Annotated in this window: 17 protein-coding genes; 9 read left to right on the forward strand and 8 right to left on the reverse strand. The window is 52.5% G+C overall.

Annotated elements, in window-relative coordinates; all coding sequences use genetic code 11:
- Positions 1-34: 34 nt before the first annotated feature.
- The 6 genes from pta (at position 35) to ACMHXH_RS08400 (ending at position 5023) form a co-directional block, all read left to right on the forward strand.
- The gene (gene pta / locus ACMHXH_RS08375; RefSeq protein WP_039032801.1) at positions 35-2176 is read left to right on the forward strand and encodes a phosphate acetyltransferase; all 2142 of its coding nucleotides are present in this window, start codon (positions 35-37) and stop codon (positions 2174-2176) included.
- 511 nt (positions 2177-2687) lie between these two features.
- Positions 2688-3128: a hypothetical protein gene (locus tag ACMHXH_RS08380; RefSeq protein WP_039032800.1), complete on the forward strand. Its 441-nt coding sequence runs from the start codon at positions 2688-2690 to the stop codon at positions 3126-3128.
- A gap of 95 nt (positions 3129-3223) precedes the next feature.
- Positions 3224-3769, forward strand: coding sequence for a septation protein A (locus ACMHXH_RS08385; RefSeq protein ID WP_039032799.1), 546 nt, complete (start codon positions 3224-3226; stop codon positions 3767-3769).
- Positions 3769-4068 carry a YciI family protein gene (locus ACMHXH_RS08390; RefSeq protein WP_071475945.1) on the forward strand — a complete coding sequence of 100 codons (300 nt, stop codon included), beginning with the start codon at positions 3769-3771 and terminating at the stop codon, positions 4066-4068. The genes ACMHXH_RS08385 and ACMHXH_RS08390 overlap by 1 nt, the downstream gene beginning before the upstream one ends.
- Positions 4068-4874: an exodeoxyribonuclease III gene (gene xthA / locus ACMHXH_RS08395; RefSeq protein ID WP_025011773.1), complete on the forward strand. Its 807-nt coding sequence runs from the start codon at positions 4068-4070 to the stop codon at positions 4872-4874. Before ACMHXH_RS08390 ends, xthA begins: the two co-directional genes overlap by 1 nt.
- Positions 4875-4891: 17 nt before the next feature.
- Entirely contained in the window at positions 4892-5023 is a 132-nt protein-coding gene (locus ACMHXH_RS08400; protein WP_274380899.1) for a hypothetical protein, read from the forward strand.
- Here the strand turns inward: ACMHXH_RS08400 and ACMHXH_RS08405 are convergent.
- The 3 genes from ACMHXH_RS08405 to ACMHXH_RS08415 all read right to left on the reverse strand — a co-directional run bounded on the left by ACMHXH_RS08405 (position 5020) and on the right by ACMHXH_RS08415 (position 7844).
- Entirely contained in the window at positions 5020-6435 is a 1416-nt protein-coding gene (locus tag ACMHXH_RS08405) for a methyl-accepting chemotaxis protein (protein ID WP_162206269.1), read from the reverse strand. The genes ACMHXH_RS08400 and ACMHXH_RS08405 overlap by 4 nt on opposite strands.
- A 56-nt stretch (positions 6436-6491) precedes the next feature.
- On the reverse strand, positions 6492-6995 hold the full coding sequence (locus tag ACMHXH_RS08410) for a DUF1097 domain-containing protein (protein WP_162206270.1): 504 nt from the start codon (positions 6993-6995) through the stop codon (positions 6492-6494).
- A gap of 201 nt (positions 6996-7196) precedes the next feature.
- Positions 7197-7844, reverse strand: coding sequence for an MBL fold metallo-hydrolase (locus tag ACMHXH_RS08415; RefSeq protein WP_028781082.1), 648 nt, complete (start codon positions 7842-7844; stop codon positions 7197-7199).
- A gap of 192 nt (positions 7845-8036) precedes the next feature.
- Here ACMHXH_RS08415 and ACMHXH_RS08420 point away from each other — a divergent pair, with 192 nt between their 5' ends.
- Complete coding sequence (locus tag ACMHXH_RS08420) at positions 8037-9323, forward strand: alpha/beta fold hydrolase (protein WP_162206271.1); 1287 nt, start codon at positions 8037-8039, stop codon at positions 9321-9323.
- 203 nt (positions 9324-9526) lie between these two features.
- On the opposite strand, the gene ACMHXH_RS08425 is transcribed toward ACMHXH_RS08420, so the two are convergent.
- From ACMHXH_RS08425 to ACMHXH_RS08435, 3 genes are read right to left on the reverse strand one after another with little or no spacing between them, the layout of a single operon-like run.
- Entirely contained in the window at positions 9527-9910 is a 384-nt protein-coding gene (locus tag ACMHXH_RS08425; protein ID WP_039032795.1) for a cytochrome c3 family protein, read from the reverse strand.
- A gap of 44 nt (positions 9911-9954) precedes the next feature.
- Positions 9955-11592, reverse strand: coding sequence for an HAL/PAL/TAL family ammonia-lyase (locus ACMHXH_RS08430; protein ID WP_162206299.1), 1638 nt, complete (start codon positions 11590-11592; stop codon positions 9955-9957).
- 26 nt (positions 11593-11618) lie between these two features.
- Positions 11619-13178, reverse strand: coding sequence for a flavocytochrome c (locus ACMHXH_RS08435; protein WP_039032793.1), 1560 nt, complete (start codon positions 13176-13178; stop codon positions 11619-11621).
- Positions 13179-13345: 167 nt separating this feature from the next.
- Between ACMHXH_RS08435 and ACMHXH_RS08440 the strand changes: the two genes are divergently transcribed.
- Positions 13346-14869: a sigma-54-dependent Fis family transcriptional regulator gene (locus ACMHXH_RS08440; protein ID WP_071475949.1), complete on the forward strand. Its 1524-nt coding sequence runs from the start codon at positions 13346-13348 to the stop codon at positions 14867-14869.
- A 61-nt stretch (positions 14870-14930) separates the two neighbouring features.
- Here the strand turns inward: ACMHXH_RS08440 and ACMHXH_RS08445 are convergent, their stop codons facing one another.
- Positions 14931-15686, reverse strand: a complete 756-nt coding sequence (locus tag ACMHXH_RS08445; RefSeq protein ID WP_162206272.1) for a hypothetical protein — start codon at positions 15684-15686, stop codon at positions 14931-14933.
- Positions 15687-15777: 91 nt separating this feature from the next.
- Positions 15778-16950, reverse strand: a complete 1173-nt coding sequence (locus ACMHXH_RS08450) for a porin (protein ID WP_039032790.1) — start codon at positions 16948-16950, stop codon at positions 15778-15780.
- Positions 16951-17462: 512 nt separating this feature from the next.
- On the opposite strand from ACMHXH_RS08450, the gene ACMHXH_RS08455 reads away from it, so the two are divergent.
- Entirely contained in the window at positions 17463-17654 is a 192-nt protein-coding gene (locus tag ACMHXH_RS08455; RefSeq protein WP_162206273.1) for a DUF4250 domain-containing protein, read from the forward strand.
- Positions 17655-17663 lie beyond the last annotated feature (9 nt).

Here is a 17663-nt window from a genome sequence, read left to right on the forward strand (position 1 = left end):
TCACCGGAAAACCATCGACTCCGAAGAGGTTTTTATGTCCCGTAACATTATGTTGATCCCCATAGGCACAGGCGTCGGCCTGACGTCTATCAGCCTGGGGATGGTTCGCGCATTGGAACGCCACGGCGTTAAAGTGCAATTCTTTAAACCCATTTCCCAGTTGCGCCCGCAGGACCACGGCCCTGAGCGTTCAACCACCATCCTCAGCAAATCCCCTACGGTCAACCCGCTTGAACCGTTTGAGATGATCCACGCCGAAGCGCTGATCCGTGCCGATCAGACAGATGTGCTGATGGAGCAAATCATCGCCCGCGCCAGTGAAATTGCCGACAACACTGAAACCCTGATCATCGAAGGCCTGGTGCACACCCGTAGCCATCCGTTTGCCGATGATGTCAATTATGCCATTGCCAAGGCGCTCGACGCCGATGTGATCTTTGTGGCAACCCCAGGCAACGACAGCCCGACCGGACTGATGAACCGCCTCGAAATCGCCTTTAATTCCTGGGGTGGCAACAAGAACAAACGCCTTATCGGTGCCATCATCAACAAGATTGGTGCGCCTGTGGACGACGAAGGCCGTGCCCGTCCGGATCTGTCTGAAGTATTCGACCATCAGGGTGTTCAGCGCAGCGATACTGCCGGTATGTTCCAGTTGCCGGGCAAGAGCCCACTGAGGATCCTCGGCAGCGTGCCTTATAACCTGGATCTGGTGTCCCCCAGGGCCTCTGATTTAGCCAAGCACCTGCGCGCCCGCATCATCAATGCCGGTGAGATGAACACTCGCCGTCTGCGCAAGGTAACCTTCTGTGCCCGCTCGATTCCCAACATGGTGCAGCACATCAAGACAGACTCGCTGCTGGTCACCTCTGGCGATCGCTCCGACGTTATCGTTTCAGCCTGTCTGGCGGCGATGAACGGCGTCAAAATTGGTGCCTTGCTGCTGAGTGGCGGTTATGAACCTGAGCCCGAGATCATGGCTTTGTGTGAACAAGCTTTTGAAACCGGCCTGCCTGTGTTCCTTATCGACACCAATACCTGGCAGACCTCACTCAATATTCAACGCTTTGACCACGAAGTCCCTGTGGACGATGCAGTGCGTATTGAACTGGTACAGGAATACGTTGCCGGTCATATCGATCAGAGCTGGATAGAAAGCGTCACCGAAAACTCGCCTCGCGAGCACCGCCTGTCGCCACCGGCTTTCCGCTACAAGCTTACCGAGCTGGCTCGCGCAGCGCACAAGACAGTGGTACTGCCTGAAGGCGATGAGCCGCGCACCATCAAAGCCGCCGCCATCTGCGCCGAGCGTGGCATTGCCCGCTGCGTACTGCTTGGCAAACGCGATGAAATTCTGCGTATCGCAGCCCAGCAGGACGTTATTCTGGGAGAAGGTGTCGAGATTATCGATCCCGATGAAGTGCGTGATCGCTATGTCGAACCTATGCTGGATCTTCGCCGTCACAAGGGCCTGACCGAAGTAGTTGCCCGTGAACAGTTGGAAGACAACATGGTGCTGGGCACCATGATGCTGGCCCAGAATGAAGTGGACGGTATCGTTTCCGGTGCGGTCAATACCACGGCCAACACCATTCGTCCGCCACTGCAGCTGATTAAGACAGCGCCCGGCTCCAGCCTGGTCTCTTCCATCTTCTTCATGCTGATGCCGGATCAAGTGCTGGTATATGGTGACTGCGCCATCAACCCGGATCCCAATGCCGAGCAGTTGGCCGATATCGCCATCCAATCGGCCGAGTCGGCCAAAGCCTTCGGCATTGAGCCCAGAGTGGCGATGATCAGCTACTCAACCGGTGACTCAGGTACAGGCTCGGATGTGGATAAGGTGCGTGAAGCCACCCGGATTGCCAAAGAGAAGCGTCCGGATCTGGTGATTGACGGCCCACTGCAATACGACGCTGCGGTAATGCCCAACGTGGCTCGCTCCAAGGCGCCGGACAGCCCGGTTGCCGGTAAGGCGACTGTGTTTGTGTTCCCGGATCTCAACACGGGTAACACCACTTATAAGGCCGTTCAACGAAGCGCCGATCTGATCAGCATAGGTCCTATGCTGCAAGGTATGCGTAAGCCGGTGAACGATCTGTCCCGCGGCGCCCTGGTGGATGATATTGTTTACACCATCGCCCTGACCGCCATTCAGGCCACCCAGAACGATTAACGGCCTATAGCCAATTCAAAAGCGTCTGCTACTGCAGGCGCTTTTTTTTGGTTCATCGCGGCTCTCCGGGGAATGCCACTCTGACAGTCAAAAGGAAGTATTTGATATCCGGTAGCCATAGCCCATTCGCTTCAGCAGTTTGATTTTGTTATTTAAACGGTATTATGGACTGACTGCGGCTTTTATCAGCAAATGCTGTACAAATTCGACGCAAAGGATCATTTACGCCAGGGATGATTAAGTCAGAAATAAGTAATCAGGGAAGAAATTGATAGGGGAAAACGCCAAGCGTCAAAAATTGACCAGCGACAATTTAACGACGATATCAATCGCTTAGGAAGTATCTATTGAGTCTTCAACACACTTGTCCACAGATTCTGTGGATAAGAATCTTTATACTACCCTTTCTATATGCCACAGGATCGCCGATCCCGTCAAGCCCGAGGCAGCGGCTTGCGATAAATGCTAAAAAAAACGATACTGTTTGGCACCAATCACCAGGGTCAACACTATGAGATATCTGCTTTTTCTTTGTCTGCTCGGCCTATTTGGCTGCAATGATGACCCGAGTCAAGCCACCATAGATACCCCAGAGCAAGTCGCCCTGGGATTCTTTCAGGCCATCTACGTAGATAAGGATGTCGAGAAGGCGAGCCTGTATGTCGACGACCCTATGAAGGAGGTGCTGAAAAGTTACTATATCGCCGCCTCTGTGCAGCGCCATATGCTCAATCTACAGATGACAGATGTCACCCTGGAGATTGAGGAGATAGATATCGACTTCTTTCGCAAGTTCACCGATGACGTGACTGTCGTGGTCAAATTTACCGGTCGTAGAGGTGGTCGTCCCTGGGTCGATGACAGAACCATTCGCCTGCATAAACGAGGCCGGGCCTGGGTGATAGTGGAAATTATCCCGGAGACCGGCAAGATCAACTCAGGTTCCCTGTAATAATTGTGCACTGACCCACGCAAGGGCCGAAGAGGTTTATCCCTCAAAGCCCGCCGTGCTAAACTCACAGGCAATTTTCACTCAGTCTGATTACTATGAAACAACTGCTGGATTTCCTGCCGCTGGTCATCTTCTTCGCCGTTTATAAGTTTTACGATATCTACGTCGCCAGTGGCGCCCTGATAGCCGCAACGGCGCTGCAACTCGTGGTGACCTATCTCTTGTACCGCAAGCTTGAGAAAATGCATCTCATCACCTTTGCCATGGTGGCCGTATTCGGCACCCTGACTCTGGTGTTTCACGACGATACCTTTATCAAATGGAAAGTCACCATAGTCTATGCCCTGTTCGCCTTGGGTCTGGGTGTCAGCCAATTGCTGAATAAGCCTGTACTCAAGGGCATGCTGGGGCAAGAACTCAAGGTCGCCGACAAGATATGGGCCCAAGTCACCTGGTACTGGGTCAGTTTCTTTATTGTCTGCGGCATTATCAATATCTATGTCGCCTTCAGTCTGAGTCAGGAAACCTGGGTCAACTTCAAGGTCTTTGGCTTGACCGCAGTGACGCTGCTGAACACCATAGCAACCGTGGTTTATCTCTTTAAACACATCCCCGAAGAGCAACGCAAGGAACTCAAATAATGTGGTATATGATCTCATCCCAAGATGTTGAAAACAGCCTGGAAAAACGTCTTGCCGCTCGTCCGGCCCATCTACAGCGCCTGCAACAGCTGGCCGATGAAGGACGATTGATGCTGGCCGGTCCACATCCCGCCGTGGACAGTGAAAACCCGGGGGACGCAGGATTCAGCGGCTCTTTGGTGGTGGCCGAGTTTGAATCGCTGGAAGCCGCCCAGGCCTGGGCCAATGCCGATCCTTATGTTGCCGCCGGCGTTTATCTGAGTGTTATCGTTAAACCCTTCAAACGAGTGCTGCCCTGATGAAAATCGTTTCCTTCAACATCAACGGATTGAGAGCCCGTCTGCATCAGCTGCAACAGTTGATAGACAGCCACCAACCGGACATCATAGGGCTGCAGGAAACCAAGGTGCACGACGAGGCCTTCCCTCTGGCCGAAGTGGAAGCCATGGGTTATCAGGTACATTTCCACGGTGGCAAGGCCCACTATGGTGTGGCTCTGTTATCCAAACAGGCCCCCATTGAGGTTCAAAAAGGCTTTCCCACCGACGATGAAGATGCCCAGCGCCGGCTTATCGCCGGCAAGTTCATCCAGGACAACGGCCGTGTACTGACAGTGATCAACGGCTACTTCCCCCAGGGGGAGAATATCAATCACGAGACCAAGTACCCGGCCAAGCGTAAGTTTTATGCCGATCTGATGCAGTATCTGCAAAACTCATTCAGCCCGGATCAGGATATTGCCATCATAGGAGATATCAATATCTCGCCGCTGGATCTGGATATCGGCATTGGCGACGCCAATGCCAAACGTTGGCTGAAGACGGGTAAATGCAGCTTCCAGCCGGAAGAGCGTGAATGGTTGCAAACCCTGCTGGACTGGGGTTTGGTGGATACCTTCCGCCAGTTGCACCCGCAGCGCAGCGAACGCTACTCCTGGTTTGATTATCGCAGCCGTGGCTTTGATGATAACCGCGGCCTGCGTATCGATGTGATCCTGGCAACCGAGTCGCTGGCAAGCCGCTTGAGTGAGGCCGACGTGGATTACGCGCTTCGCGGCATCGACAAGCCCTCGGATCACGCGCCTATCTGGAGCTGTTTTCGCTGACCTGGTTGTGAGCGCTGATGGCGCTGCTGATGCTGACCACAGCAAGCGGCGCGCTTGAGGCAAAAACAAAGCTCAGGAAACGCTATAACGCAAAACGCCGACATCTGATGATGCCGGCGTTTTTTATGGCTCTACTGTCTCCCGTTTAACTGGTTTTATACTGTGCCAACAGCCGGGTCAGAGAGGCTGAAGCCTGGGCCAGTTTTTGACTCAGCTCTATCGCCCTTTCGCTGGCCTGGCGCATCTGATCCGAGTGGCTGCGGATATCGCCAAGCTGCGAGCTGATCTCCCGGGCCGACACGCTTTGCTCTTCGGCCGAGGCTGCGATTTGGCTGCTGCGATCAAATACCGCATCCACTGAGCCACGCATCCCCTCAACATCCGTACCCACCTGAATGATCGCCTGGCGGCTTTCATCGGCCTGCGACACTATCGCCTCGGTCAGCTGAGACAAATTGCGGCTGCCCGCCTGTAAACCCTCTATCATACGTTGAATTTCCACTGTCGCTTCCTGGGTTCGTCCCGCCAGGGTCCGCACCTCGTCGGCAACCACGGCAAAGCCACGCCCCTGTTCACCGGCTCTGGCCGCCTCAATAGCGGCATTGAGCGCCAGCAGATTGGTCTGCTCGGAAATGCCATCAATAGTGGTCACCACAGCGCCAATCTCGGTAGCCTCCCGCGACAGTTGCGATACCGAAGAGAACGCCTCGGCAATCCGGCTCGACAACTCACCTATGCTGGCAACCGTTTCTGCTATATGTCTGGCACCCTGGCCCATCTGAGAGGCATTGTCCCGGGTCTGGGAAGAGGTTTCGGCGGCGTTGTGGGACACTTCGGTAATGGCATTGCTCATCTGCTCCATCGCCGTGGCCACAGTATCGAGAAACTGCCACTGAATTTTGCCCATCTCATCACCGGCAGCGGCTTGCTCGGCAAATTCGGAAGCCGCCATCGACAAGGTTTCAGCATTACTGCTGATGGCGGTGACCATTTCGCTCATGTTATCGGCGCAGCGGTCAATCTCGCGGGCTATCAGGCTGAAATCATCTGTACCGAAGAAATTGAGCCTAAAGCTCAAATCGCCGTCAGCCAGGCGTTTGATCGCCATATACATATCCCAGAGTCCGCCGCCGAGAGAGGTGGAGATCCAATAGCTGAGTTGAAACAGTGGCAACAGCCCGACAAAAGCCAACAGCAGCAACCAGTTCGCCCTGCTGAGCATCTCTTGCTCTTGCAGTGTTAAGCTGTCACCGAGCCAGTAGTTACCATCATGGCTACTGAGCATAACTTTGATCTCGGCGCGCGGTTCATTACGGCTAAGACCTTGCTGCTGTAGCCAAAGATCGCGCCCCTGCTTGGGCGCCAGCTGTAGCAGGGTCTCGGCTTTGGCTTGTAAACGCGCCTCAGCGCCCTGGGTTACACTGGCATCCAACTGCCACCAGTTAGCCAGTGCGATAGCGACGGTTATGGCGCTAACCAGCGAACACACAAGCCAGAATTTACCGTTGAGACTGAACTTAATCAGCATGGCATCAACTTTTCTAAACTGGATCTGCTTCATCAGTGCTCCTCAGCGCGAAGCTAAAAGCCGGGACAGGATCCTGGCAATATAATCTATTACTCCACCGCCCTTTCGACCGGCAGAGGTTTTGTTTGAGTTTGACGACTGCGACTGGTTTGGCAATAGCCCATGAGGTCGGTCAAGCGACTCATGGCATAACCGAATACGGCGCCAATCAGCAGGGGCGGCATAATAGCTGTAATATCCGCCGACATGGCAAAGGTGATGCAACAACCAATAAAGGCACCGGGAATAAAGTTAAGTTTACCGAAACAGGCCTGCAGGCACATGGCACTGGTGGCTATACCTGTGAAGATCCAGCCAAATAGCGGCGAGACAAAGAAGCTACTACCACTGATGATAAGCCAAGCCCAGAATACTCCCGATGTATTGGTGCACCAGGCCTGAAGCAGACCGGCAAAACCACTGCGTCCTTGAGCAAAGAAAGTACTGCATCCTAGAAACCCTATCCAGGTGAGCAGCCCAAAGGTGTCGGCAACCCCACACCAGACAGTGGCCAAGAGACCGGCAGATATTGCTGCATGCCAACGCTGTTGCATAGGAGTATCTCCACAAAATGTAAACATTGGTTAAATTACCCCGATTTTGATAACAAAAACCGGATCTACACCAAAAAAGGGCTTATTAATGCCGAGATCCGGCTCACTTTGCAAACGTTTGGTAGTAAAAAAACAATAATGGAGTGAATTTTAGCCAAATAAAAACCCGGGCATGCCCGGGTCTGTTGCGACTGGAATGCCTCAATCGGCCAGTAGCTGATCGGCAACAAAGGGGTTATTACGCCTTTCTTCACCAAAGCTCGACATTGGGCCGTGGCCGGGAATGAAATTGACCTGCTCGCCCAAAGGCCAGAGTTTGTAACGAATGGAGTCAATCAGCTGCTGATAGTTGGAGCCGGGAAAGTCAGTACGGCCTATAGAGCCACGGAAAAGGACATCTCCCACCCAAGCCAGGTTCTCTTCGCGGTCAAAGAAGATCACATGCCCGGGTGTATGCCCCGGACAGTGAAACACCTGCAATGCCTGCTCGCCCAAGATAACCTCTTCGCCATCTTCCAGATAGCGGTCAGCCTCGAAGGCGGCGCAGGCCGGGAAACCAAAGTTCTGGCTTTGGCGTGGCAGGTTCTCCAGCCAAAATTTATCGTCGATATGCGGGCCAATAATCTGCACGTCACATTCGGTGGCCAAAGCCTTGGCGGCACCAACATGATCTATGTGGCCGTGAGTCAAAAGAATATATTGCAACTGCAGGCCGTGCTGCGCCAGGGCATCCATGATGCGCTCATGGTTACCACCTGGATCTATCACAGCGGCTTTGCCACTCTTCTCACACCAGATGAGGCTGCAATTCTGCTGGAAAGGGGTCACTGGGATGATCTGGTATTTCATTACACACACTCGCAGGCTGTTATCGTTCCATGATCGATAGATCGTCTCGGTGCATGATCCATCAACCCTGCAACAGAAAAATTGATCCCGGGCAGGAAAGCGCCAGATAGGCGGCTTTTCTGGCGCCGGTTTGCAGCGCAGGGATTTTTGTATACAATTTTGAGCCATCCACTATCAAGCCCAAGGCCCTACATGATAACAGACAGCCGTCTTGCTGGCATCCTGAGCCGCAAACACTTCTTCTCTCTGCCACTGGATTATCAGCATCCCACCGGGGAACAACTGCAAATTTTTGCCCGGCAGCTTATCGGCACCCAAGATAACGCCGCGACCCTGCCACTCTTGGTGTTCTTTCAGGGTGGCCCTGGCTTTGGTGCCGCCCGCCCCCTTGCCAATGGTGGCTGGATTAAAAGAGCACTCAAGGAGTATAGGGTACTCTTGTTGGATCAGCGCGGTACTGGTCTTTCAAGTCCGGTCAGCTTCAAGACGCTGGACGGCATGACGCCTGACGAGCAGGCCGAGTATCTGAGCCATTTTCGCGCCGACAACATCATCCGCGATGCCGAGGCGATTCGGGCGCAACTTAGTCCTGATACTCCCTGGAGCATTCTTGGTCAGAGTTTCGGTGGTTTTTGCGTACTCAGATACCTGAGCGCCGCACCGCAAGGACTCAAGGAAGCCTATATTACCGGCGGTATCCCTTCCCTTGAGCGCCCCGCAGCCGAAGTTTACCGGGCAACTTATCAGCGCTTGCTGGCCAAAAACCAGGATTTCTTTGCCCGCTTCAAGGATGCCAAAGCCCTATTGGTCGAGCTCAGAGACTTTATCAATAACCATGATGCGCGCCTGGCTACAGGAGAGCGGCTGACCCAGGAAATGCTGCAACTTTTGGGGGTCAACTTAGGCATGGAGCAAGGGCCGGAGGCCGTCTACTATCTGCTGGAGCAAGCCTTGATAGATACCCCAAGTGGCAAGGCACTGAATCCTCTGTTTGAGGCGCAGTTCTGCCAAATGCTGGATTACAATACCAACCCACTGTTTGCCATCATGCACGAGTCCATCTACTGCCAGCAGCAAGCCGCCAACTGGGCTGCCCACAGGGTGCGGGCCGAATATCCGGCTTTTGCCCCGGACGCCAAAGAGCTGCTTTTCAGTGGTGAGATGATTTATCCCTGGATGTTCGAACAGTTTGCCAACCTCAAGCCGCTGAAAGCCTGCGCCGAATTGCTGGCCGCCAAAGCCGATTGGCCCTCACTCTATGACCCTAACATTCTCGCCAACAACCGCGTACCTGTCGCCGCTGCCATCTACAGCGAAGATATGTATGTCGAGCAGGCCTACAGCCTGGAAACCGCCGCCAAGGTGGGCAACCTCAAGTATTGGTTGACCTCTGAGTATGAGCACAATGGCATACGCATGGATGGTGAGCGGATCTTGGATAAGCTTATCGCCCTCAATCGTGGCCAGGCACTCAGGTGATTTCAGCTTAGGTTAATTTACAAAGCGCACACTGAACTTGGTTCCACATCCATTGACGCTTTGCTTAAACGCTTATTTTGGTGTCGTCCCGGTCTGCTCTTTTGGCAGACCTTTTTTATCCAAAAAAAAACCGCAGCCTTGGCTGCGGTGGAAAAAACGGACGGGGTCCAATCCAAAAATACAGGGAGACTCGAACCGCCGACTTAGCGCTTCATTGCTGGATAAGTGAACTCATGGCACTGATTGCAATAAACCTTGCTCTCTTTGTGCTCCTGATGGCAGTAAGTACATGGCAAGTCCGTGCCATAGTGCAGGCTGTCATGGGGGTTGGGTTCAACATCATGACCGGCGTTGGCCGGACGTGCAGTCTGCTTGGCAACGTCTTCAGGAGTACCGTGGCAGGCTTCACAGGCTGTCGCATCGGGAATAGTCTTGCGCTTAGCGTCACCATGGCAGGCGGCGCAATCAATACGACCATTTTCAGTCGTCATGACTTCTTTATGGTAGTCCTTGATCTTCATGGCGTTGGCCGCTCCAGGCAGCATCAAGGCGCAGGCTACAAGAACAGTGGATATCATCTTCAACATCTTGGGCTTCCTGTTGCGGGGCAGTGACCTGCCCCGCTCTTCTATCAGTAGTTGGCAATAAAGTCGTGTGACGCCTGAATATCAGGAGTGAAAGGACGATCCTTGCTTACGAAAGGCACTTTCTGACGATAAGCTTCATACATGGCGCCTGTGGCTTTACCCTGCTTCAAGCTCTTATCGTGCATCTTGCGCAGATCAACAGCTTGAGTAGAGTGCAGCAGCTCCAGACCATAGATGGTGTTGGTGTTATCAACAATCTGAACCAGATTGTCAGAAGCCAGTTTCAGGTTGGTGAAAGTGTCTTCAATATTACCGGCAATCTGAACACCATCGAATGAAACCGGGCTAGCCAGTTGCTTGTTACGTACCTGCATGTCAACGAAGGCTTTCTGGATAGCACCGAAAGCATGACCATTATTTTCCGGACCGGCCAGGAAGCGGCTCAGACGGGTAAAGTGAGCATCAGACAGGTGGATAGTACGCATCACGCTGTTGTGAGACACGTGAGTCAAAGCAGTGCTCAGGTTCTGTACTGCCAGGGCGACAGGCAGAGGCTCGAAGTTGGTGGTTGGGAACACACCGCCCTTGCCTTCAACCATGTACTTGGCAACCTGAGGGAATTGGCTGTAGTCCTTGGAGGCACCCAGTACTACGGCTGGGTTATCGTCTGAGTGGTTGATCTGGATATCGATCACTTCGCCCAGATCCACCAGGGCTTTCTTGGCGCTGGCCAGAGTATAGGCTGTGGTACGGTAGCTCAGAGGATCCTGCAGCGGACGCTCATCATTCAGTTGCCACAGATAGCTGCCATCCAGCTGCGCCAGAATATCCTTGGTGGTGGCCTGAATATATGGGAAAGGACGGATGTCATTGGTTTGTGGCAGGAAAGGCGCCACGTTACCGTTCAAACCTTCAAGGCTCAAACCGAATACGGTTGGAGACACTTCCAGCAGATGCTTGGCATCCTGATAACCCTTCATTGCATAGGCTACAGCCACTGCGTTGTTGGACAGGATAGACAGGGCATCTTTCCCCATAGGCTCCAGCAAAGGAACACCGGCATCAGCCATGGCTTCACGGCTGCTTACGCGCTTGCCCTTGTAGAACACTTCCCACTCACCAATCATCGCCAGACCGACGTGAGAAGCCAGCAGGATGTCGGCTTCACCCACAGTACCCTGTGAAGGAATGACAGGAGTAATACCCTTGTTCAGGTAGGCTTCGTAAAGGTCGGCAACCACAGGCTGAACCCCGGTTTGACCGGCCAAAATGGTGTTCAGACGCACGGCCAGAGCCACACGGGTCAGACGTACAGGCATTGGCTCGCCAACACCGGCACTGTGAGCGCGCAATGTGCTGTAGTTGAAGCTGCGGGAAGCATCCATAACAGCGGCACTCAGTTTACCGTTGGCATCAAACAGCTTGTGGTCTTTGTTCAGGCCCACACCTACAGTCAGACCATAAACCGGCTTACCCAGACGCGCAGCTTCCATCAACAGCTCGTGCGCCTTAACCAGTTTGGTACGGGCCTGAGAGGCTACTTTGACTTTGGCGCCATCGGCAATGGCCCAGGCTTGATCCTGAGTCATATGCTTGCCATCCAGAACCACTTGTTCCATTGCCAGAGCACTACCTGACATCAGACCCAGCGTCAGCGACGCCAGCATTAGAGATTTGTTCATCATCTTACTCCTTATTATTGAATTTGTTACGCTTGTTTCAGTGCAACCGGCTTGGCAGCAGCACAATTACGGCCGGCGTTACGGCCAGTAACAATACCTTCAGCCACGGCGCAAGCACCTAGACGGCTGGCACCGTGAATACCGCCGGTGGATTCGCCGGCCGCATACAAGCCTGCAATCGGCTGGTTACTGACCAGATGCAGAACTTCAGAATTGGTATTAACCTTGACACCACCCATGCAGTAGTGAACTTTCGGCCACATACGCACTGCGTACCATGGGCCCTTGTCCAGCACTATGGCTTCCTGCATTGGTCGACCAAACTCTTTGTCATCACCGCTCTTGACCGCTTCGTTCCAACGGGCCACCTGCGCCTTGAGCTTGTCGGCCGGCATACCATAAGCCTTGGCCAGCTCATCCAAGGTATCGGCCTTGGTGATCACCTTGTACTTGATGCCCCAATCCAAAGTTTGGGCATTCTTGGCGCCTTCGGCATTGGTAAAGCCAATGGGATACACAGGGTTGTTGTGCTCATCTCTGCGGGTCATGATGGCATCGGCACGCGCCTTACGGTCGGCCAACTCATTAAAGAAACGCTCACCGGTGCGCACATCCACTACTATGCCGTGAGGATAAGTGGCAATGGTGTTGAACTGGGATGCAGTTCCAAAACCTTTCTCATCGGGTGATGCCCACGGACCCAATTGGATTTGATCCAGATGGATAGGGTTGGCACCCAGAAGCATCATCTGCTTCAGTGCTTCAGATGTGGCACCCGGATGGTTGGTTGAGTCCAGGTCATTGTTCAGCTCAGGCAGCTGCATCATGCGATATTCGATATCCCGACCAAAGCCGCCGGTCGCCATGATCACCCCTTTGCGGGCACCTATGGTGCGTATCTTACCTGTCCGCTCCCTTGGGAAATAATAACCTTCACGAACCTCGACCCCGATCACGCGGCCTTCATCATCTCGGATAAAAGATTCGAGCTTGGTTTGATTTTTCATGATCACGCCTTTGGCGCGGGCAGCCTTGACCAGCGGACGTATGATACCGGCGCCGGAGCTCTCAACTGTCTGCAGTACCCGCTGCACACTGTGACCACCGAAATGCTGTACGAAAGGCTTCCACTTGACGCCATAATCTATCAGCCACTGGCAAGATTCCGCCGTGCCGTTACATACCAGCTTGAGCATCTCAACATCATTCATGCCTCGACCTGCGCGCAACATGTCGGCGACCATGGCATCAACTGAATCTTCAATACCGGCCTGCTTTTGCAACGGAGAACCGGCAACCGCCATGGCACCACCGTTAATGGTTGAGTTGCCGCCAAAAACAGGCATCTTGTCGATAACCATTACGCTGACGCCGGCTTCCCGGGCCTGCAGCGCCGCAGCCATACCGGCAAAGCCACTGCCGACTACCAATACGTCTACCAGTTCATCAAAGGATTCCGGCGCCTGTTCGCGGCACTGGGCCATGGCACCATTGCTGACAGCCATCCCCACCCCGGTCACTGCCAGAGCGGCGCCGCCTTTGAGCAACTGACGACGACTACTGTCTATTTTCTGTTTTTCTGTCATGTACTTATTTTCCTTTCATGCAGGGAAAGAACTCAGTCAACCAGTTGCACCGGCCATGCCAACTAACCAAAAAGAGGTGCTCAGGGGGAGATTTATGATTACGGCCACAGAATCACGAAATATAAAGATCTACAATCACGAAACTTCGCGGTTTATTTGAAATATCAATGGAAAAACACTTTTATTACGAGTGTACCAGGCGGCTCTGCAGTAGCCTGCAGTTGGAAACCTCGCTTAAACACTACTTCGACTATGTACGTGACTCAGTGCCACTCGACGGCCTATTCATTAACATTTATCGAAAAGAATTCAATGACATACAATTTATCGCCCAGGCAAGCGAAACGCAGGCAAGTACCCTCGATATCCAGGTATCCCTCCCTGAGGGACTGGCCAAAACACTGGAAGATCCCGATAGGCCCAGGGTGAGGATTGTTAACGACATTGATCATGATCCCGTGACATCCCAGGCTGCCCCTAAGGTGATCCCCGGGATCCGCTCACTGATCATTTTACGTATGTCGATGGAAGATACCCATTTGGGCATAGTAGGCTTTTACTCCAAGAGCGTCGGCACTTTCCGTCCCCGCCACGCAGATATGCTGGCGCCGCAGATGAGTACCTTTGCCCTGATCACCGCCCTCAATCTCAGAGGTCGTAATCTGCTGCTGGAAAATCAGGCGCTGGCAAAACAAAACGTTAGCCTCAAACGCACTCTTGATGTACAAAACGGTGTGGTCGGTGCCAATTCAGGGCTAAAGCAGGTGATGCAACAGGTGCAATCCATCGCCCACCTCAACACCACAGTATTGATGCTGGGGGAAACCGGTTGCGGTAAAGAAGTGATCGCCAACGCCATTCATGAACTCTCGGCCAGAGTCGGCAAACCCTTTGTCAAAGTCAACTGCGGCGCCATTCCTGAAACCCTGATCGACTCTGAGTTGTTCGGCTATGAAAAAGGCGCCTTTACCGGCGCCGAGTCGCGCAAGGCCGGTTACTTTGAACAAGCCAATGGCGGCACCATCTTCCTCGATGAGATTGGTGAACTGCCACTCTCGGCTCAGGTGAGATTGCTCAGGGTACTGCAAAACAGCACCATCACCAGGGTCGGCGGCCATGAACAGGTGCATTTGGATATCAGGGTGATTGCCGCGACTCACAGACACCTGCAAGCCATGGTGCATCAGGGGGATTTTCGCGAGGATCTCTGGTACCGACTGGCAGTATTCCCGATTGATATCCCTTCTCTGCGCCAACGAAGGACAGATATTCCGCTATTGGTACAGCATTTCATTGAACAGCTGAGCGCCCGATTCCAGTTGCTCAAACTCCCCTGCATCCGCCCTGAGCAGTTGGCCATTCTCAGCCAGTACAATTGGCCCGGTAATGTCCGGGAGCTGATCAATGTGCTGGAACGGGCCATCATTCAAAACCCGGCCGGACCACTGGACTTCAGTTTCCTGGCGCCGCAAACCGAAGCCGTGGCCACTGCCAGCGGCCAGACCATAGTGGTCGACCCCAGTCATGCGGGCAATCAACTGGTACCATTGGAAACCATGACCCGTAAATACATAGAGCACGCCCTTAAAGTGACCGGCGGCAAACTCTACGGCCCCGGCGGCGCTGCCGAGCTGTTGGATATCAACCCCAATACGCTGCGCAGCAAAATGAAAAAACTGGGAATTGTGTAATCGACAACTCAAAAATAATAAGGCCGAAAGTCATCTCTTTCGGCCTTATTGGTTTAATAGATCAAAATGCGTAATTGACGGCAACACTGTATTCCAAACCATCGTTGGGCGCAGTGCCCCAACTTTGGTAATGCGTCAACTGCAGTTTCAGGTTCAGATCTTTGACTAATGAACCGGAGATCGCTGCAAACAACTGATGCCCATAATCGTCGTCATAACCAAATACCGCCGCATGCTCGCGGTCACGCCCAAAAGCCGCAGTATAATCCAGGTTTAATTTCCAGCCCTTGGGAAACACTGGCAAGTCGTAATAACTGTTGCCATTGAGCACCACGCCGGATACCCCTGAGTAATCCCTGTCGGTCAGATTGGACTGGCTTACGCTATAGTGCCCCGCCAGCCCCAGATTAAAACGCAGCGAGCCGTAATCAAAATGCTGTTTTAATCCCAAATAGAAATTATCTTCGGTCAAATGTTTATGAGTACCGAGAAAATTTTGTAACCATAAGGCGGTACGCTCTTCATTAAGGCGATAATGCCAAATGGTCAAAGATTTAAATGCAACCCGTTTATCGGCGACGGCTTTAGCCGGGTTCTCCACCTTCAATAGTTGATAAAAGGTGTTATGTTCATCACGATTAAAATAGCTCAAAGCCACAAAAGGTTGGTTGAAAGCGCCGCGATTGTCGCTACGGGTATCCCCGGAAAACCCCAGGTAACCAATTTCCACACGAGTAGATGCCGCGGCGGCACCAGTCTCTCCCAATGCCAACAAGCTAAATAATGCCGTTAACCACAGACCTTTACTCACTGTCATAGTTTCGCTTGTTCTCCTTTCGAATCAAGGCAACAAAAGTGAAAAAAAGGCCACCCTAAGGTGGCCTTTGCAGGGAAATACAGGGAGCCCCTTAGAAGAAGTAACGGATACCTACCGCATAGTTGTTGTCCTGCAGATCTTCCCAGGACTTGTCATCCATGCTGCTGAAGTCAATCTTGGCTTCGGCATACATCACAGTGTCACGGCTGTAACGGTAGTGCAGACCCAGAACTGCAAATTGGCGGGTCCAGTCGCCTTGGATGGCGGTGTTGGCATCAGTATCCAGATCCTGATAGCTCAACAGGAATGAAGGAACAAAGCCGTTGTCATACTGGTAAGCAACGATGAATTCTCCACCGGTAGAATCGTACAGGTTGCCACCAACCAGTTCGTTTTGCTTGCTCTTGTGAGCGTTGAAGCCAACGTACAGACCATCTGCTTCGCGGCCTGGAGCATACTGGTAGAAGCTGCCGTACTGGGCACCGATACCGACGATCTGGTTGGTATCATCAACGGCGACACCGGCCAGGTTGCCTTCAAAGTCACCACGGTTGAAACCGGCCAACACCTTGAACTTATCGGTTACATAGTAAGTCACGCTGGCACCATAGCTGGAGTCAAAGCTCAGCTCAGAGCCATCGTTGAGCGCCACGCCGTTTTCGTCAAACAGGGCAACATCGTCATTTTGCTTGGAAGCATACTGCAGGGCGATATGCAGCTTGCCGAAGAAGGTATTGCGATACTGGAAGGCAGCATCGGCACGACCGGCACCTGTCAGGCCGCCGTCACCAAAGGTGTAGGCACCAACAGACCAACCAGTGAAGGCATCCAGGATATCTGTGGTATAAGCCACATCATAATATGCCCCCCACTGCTTACCGAAAGTCAGAGTACCCCACTTGTCGTGAGCCATACCCACATAACCCAAGCGGTTGAACAAGAAGTCACTGTTCTTCTCGGCGCGCATCTGACCACCGCCCTGGCCTTGGGTGTAGATCAGGCCGTCATCACTGGTCACCATGTTGATGCCCCACTCAGTGTGGGCAAAGGCGCGCCAGCCATTGCGTTCCTGACGATCAAAACGGAAACCTACGCGAGAGAAATTATCGATAACAGAGGTTTCATGACCATCATTGAAGGCAGCAAAACCCAGCCAGCCGATCATGTTTACACTGTTGGTCTGATCTTTATACAGCTCCACAGCCTGGGAAGCGCCACTTGCCAGCATAGCCGGGATCACAAGTGCCAGGATCTTCTTGTTCATATTCATTACCCTTTTATAAGTAAAACGCGTTTAATACGCTGATTTATTAGACATATTTATATGTGTTACTCGAGGGCTGCAGTTTGCGTGCCAGCTGTAAAAAAGCCAATTCCAGCCCCTGGTTTCCTGCGCTGGATCGACAAATCGTGAAATATCGTGATTGGAAAGCGTTAAATGCCGTGAGAAGAATTAAATATCGTTGTAACAAGCGAACTGTTTCTGCAGCAAAAGGAATGCATGCGTATCGACAAGGGCAGAATCAAATACCTTGATAACAAACATTAACAGATTGATTTTTAAACAATTATATTGAATTTAGTTAAAGTGTTTGCGAATATTTGATCTAGCAGGAACCGGTAAAAAGATTGATAAAACCGCCTGGAACAGAAAATAAAATTACTTTATTAAGATGTTGATTTTTTTAAAACTTTAAATACACTCAGGTGAGATTTGCAACCCAAGCCAACTCTATTGCATTATGGGGCAGTCAATAGCTGACACTTGGAGGGAATATGGAAAGCCTGCAACATCTGCCCGCCGAAATACTGTTGGGCATAGTCAATGAGAAACTGAGGCTAAGTTGCCCGGACAAAGATGCACTTTATTACGAGCTTGACCTGTCACCTACCCTGCTCGAGCATAAGCTCAGGGCGCTGGGATACGAGTACCATCCCCTGTCCAACCAATACCGACGCTTGAAATAACCGCCAGTC

It is taken from the genome of Shewanella sp. BJSY2023SW001 (assembly GCF_047314685.1).
In the GTDB taxonomy this organism is placed as follows: domain Bacteria; phylum Pseudomonadota; class Gammaproteobacteria; order Enterobacterales; family Shewanellaceae; genus Shewanella; species Shewanella indica.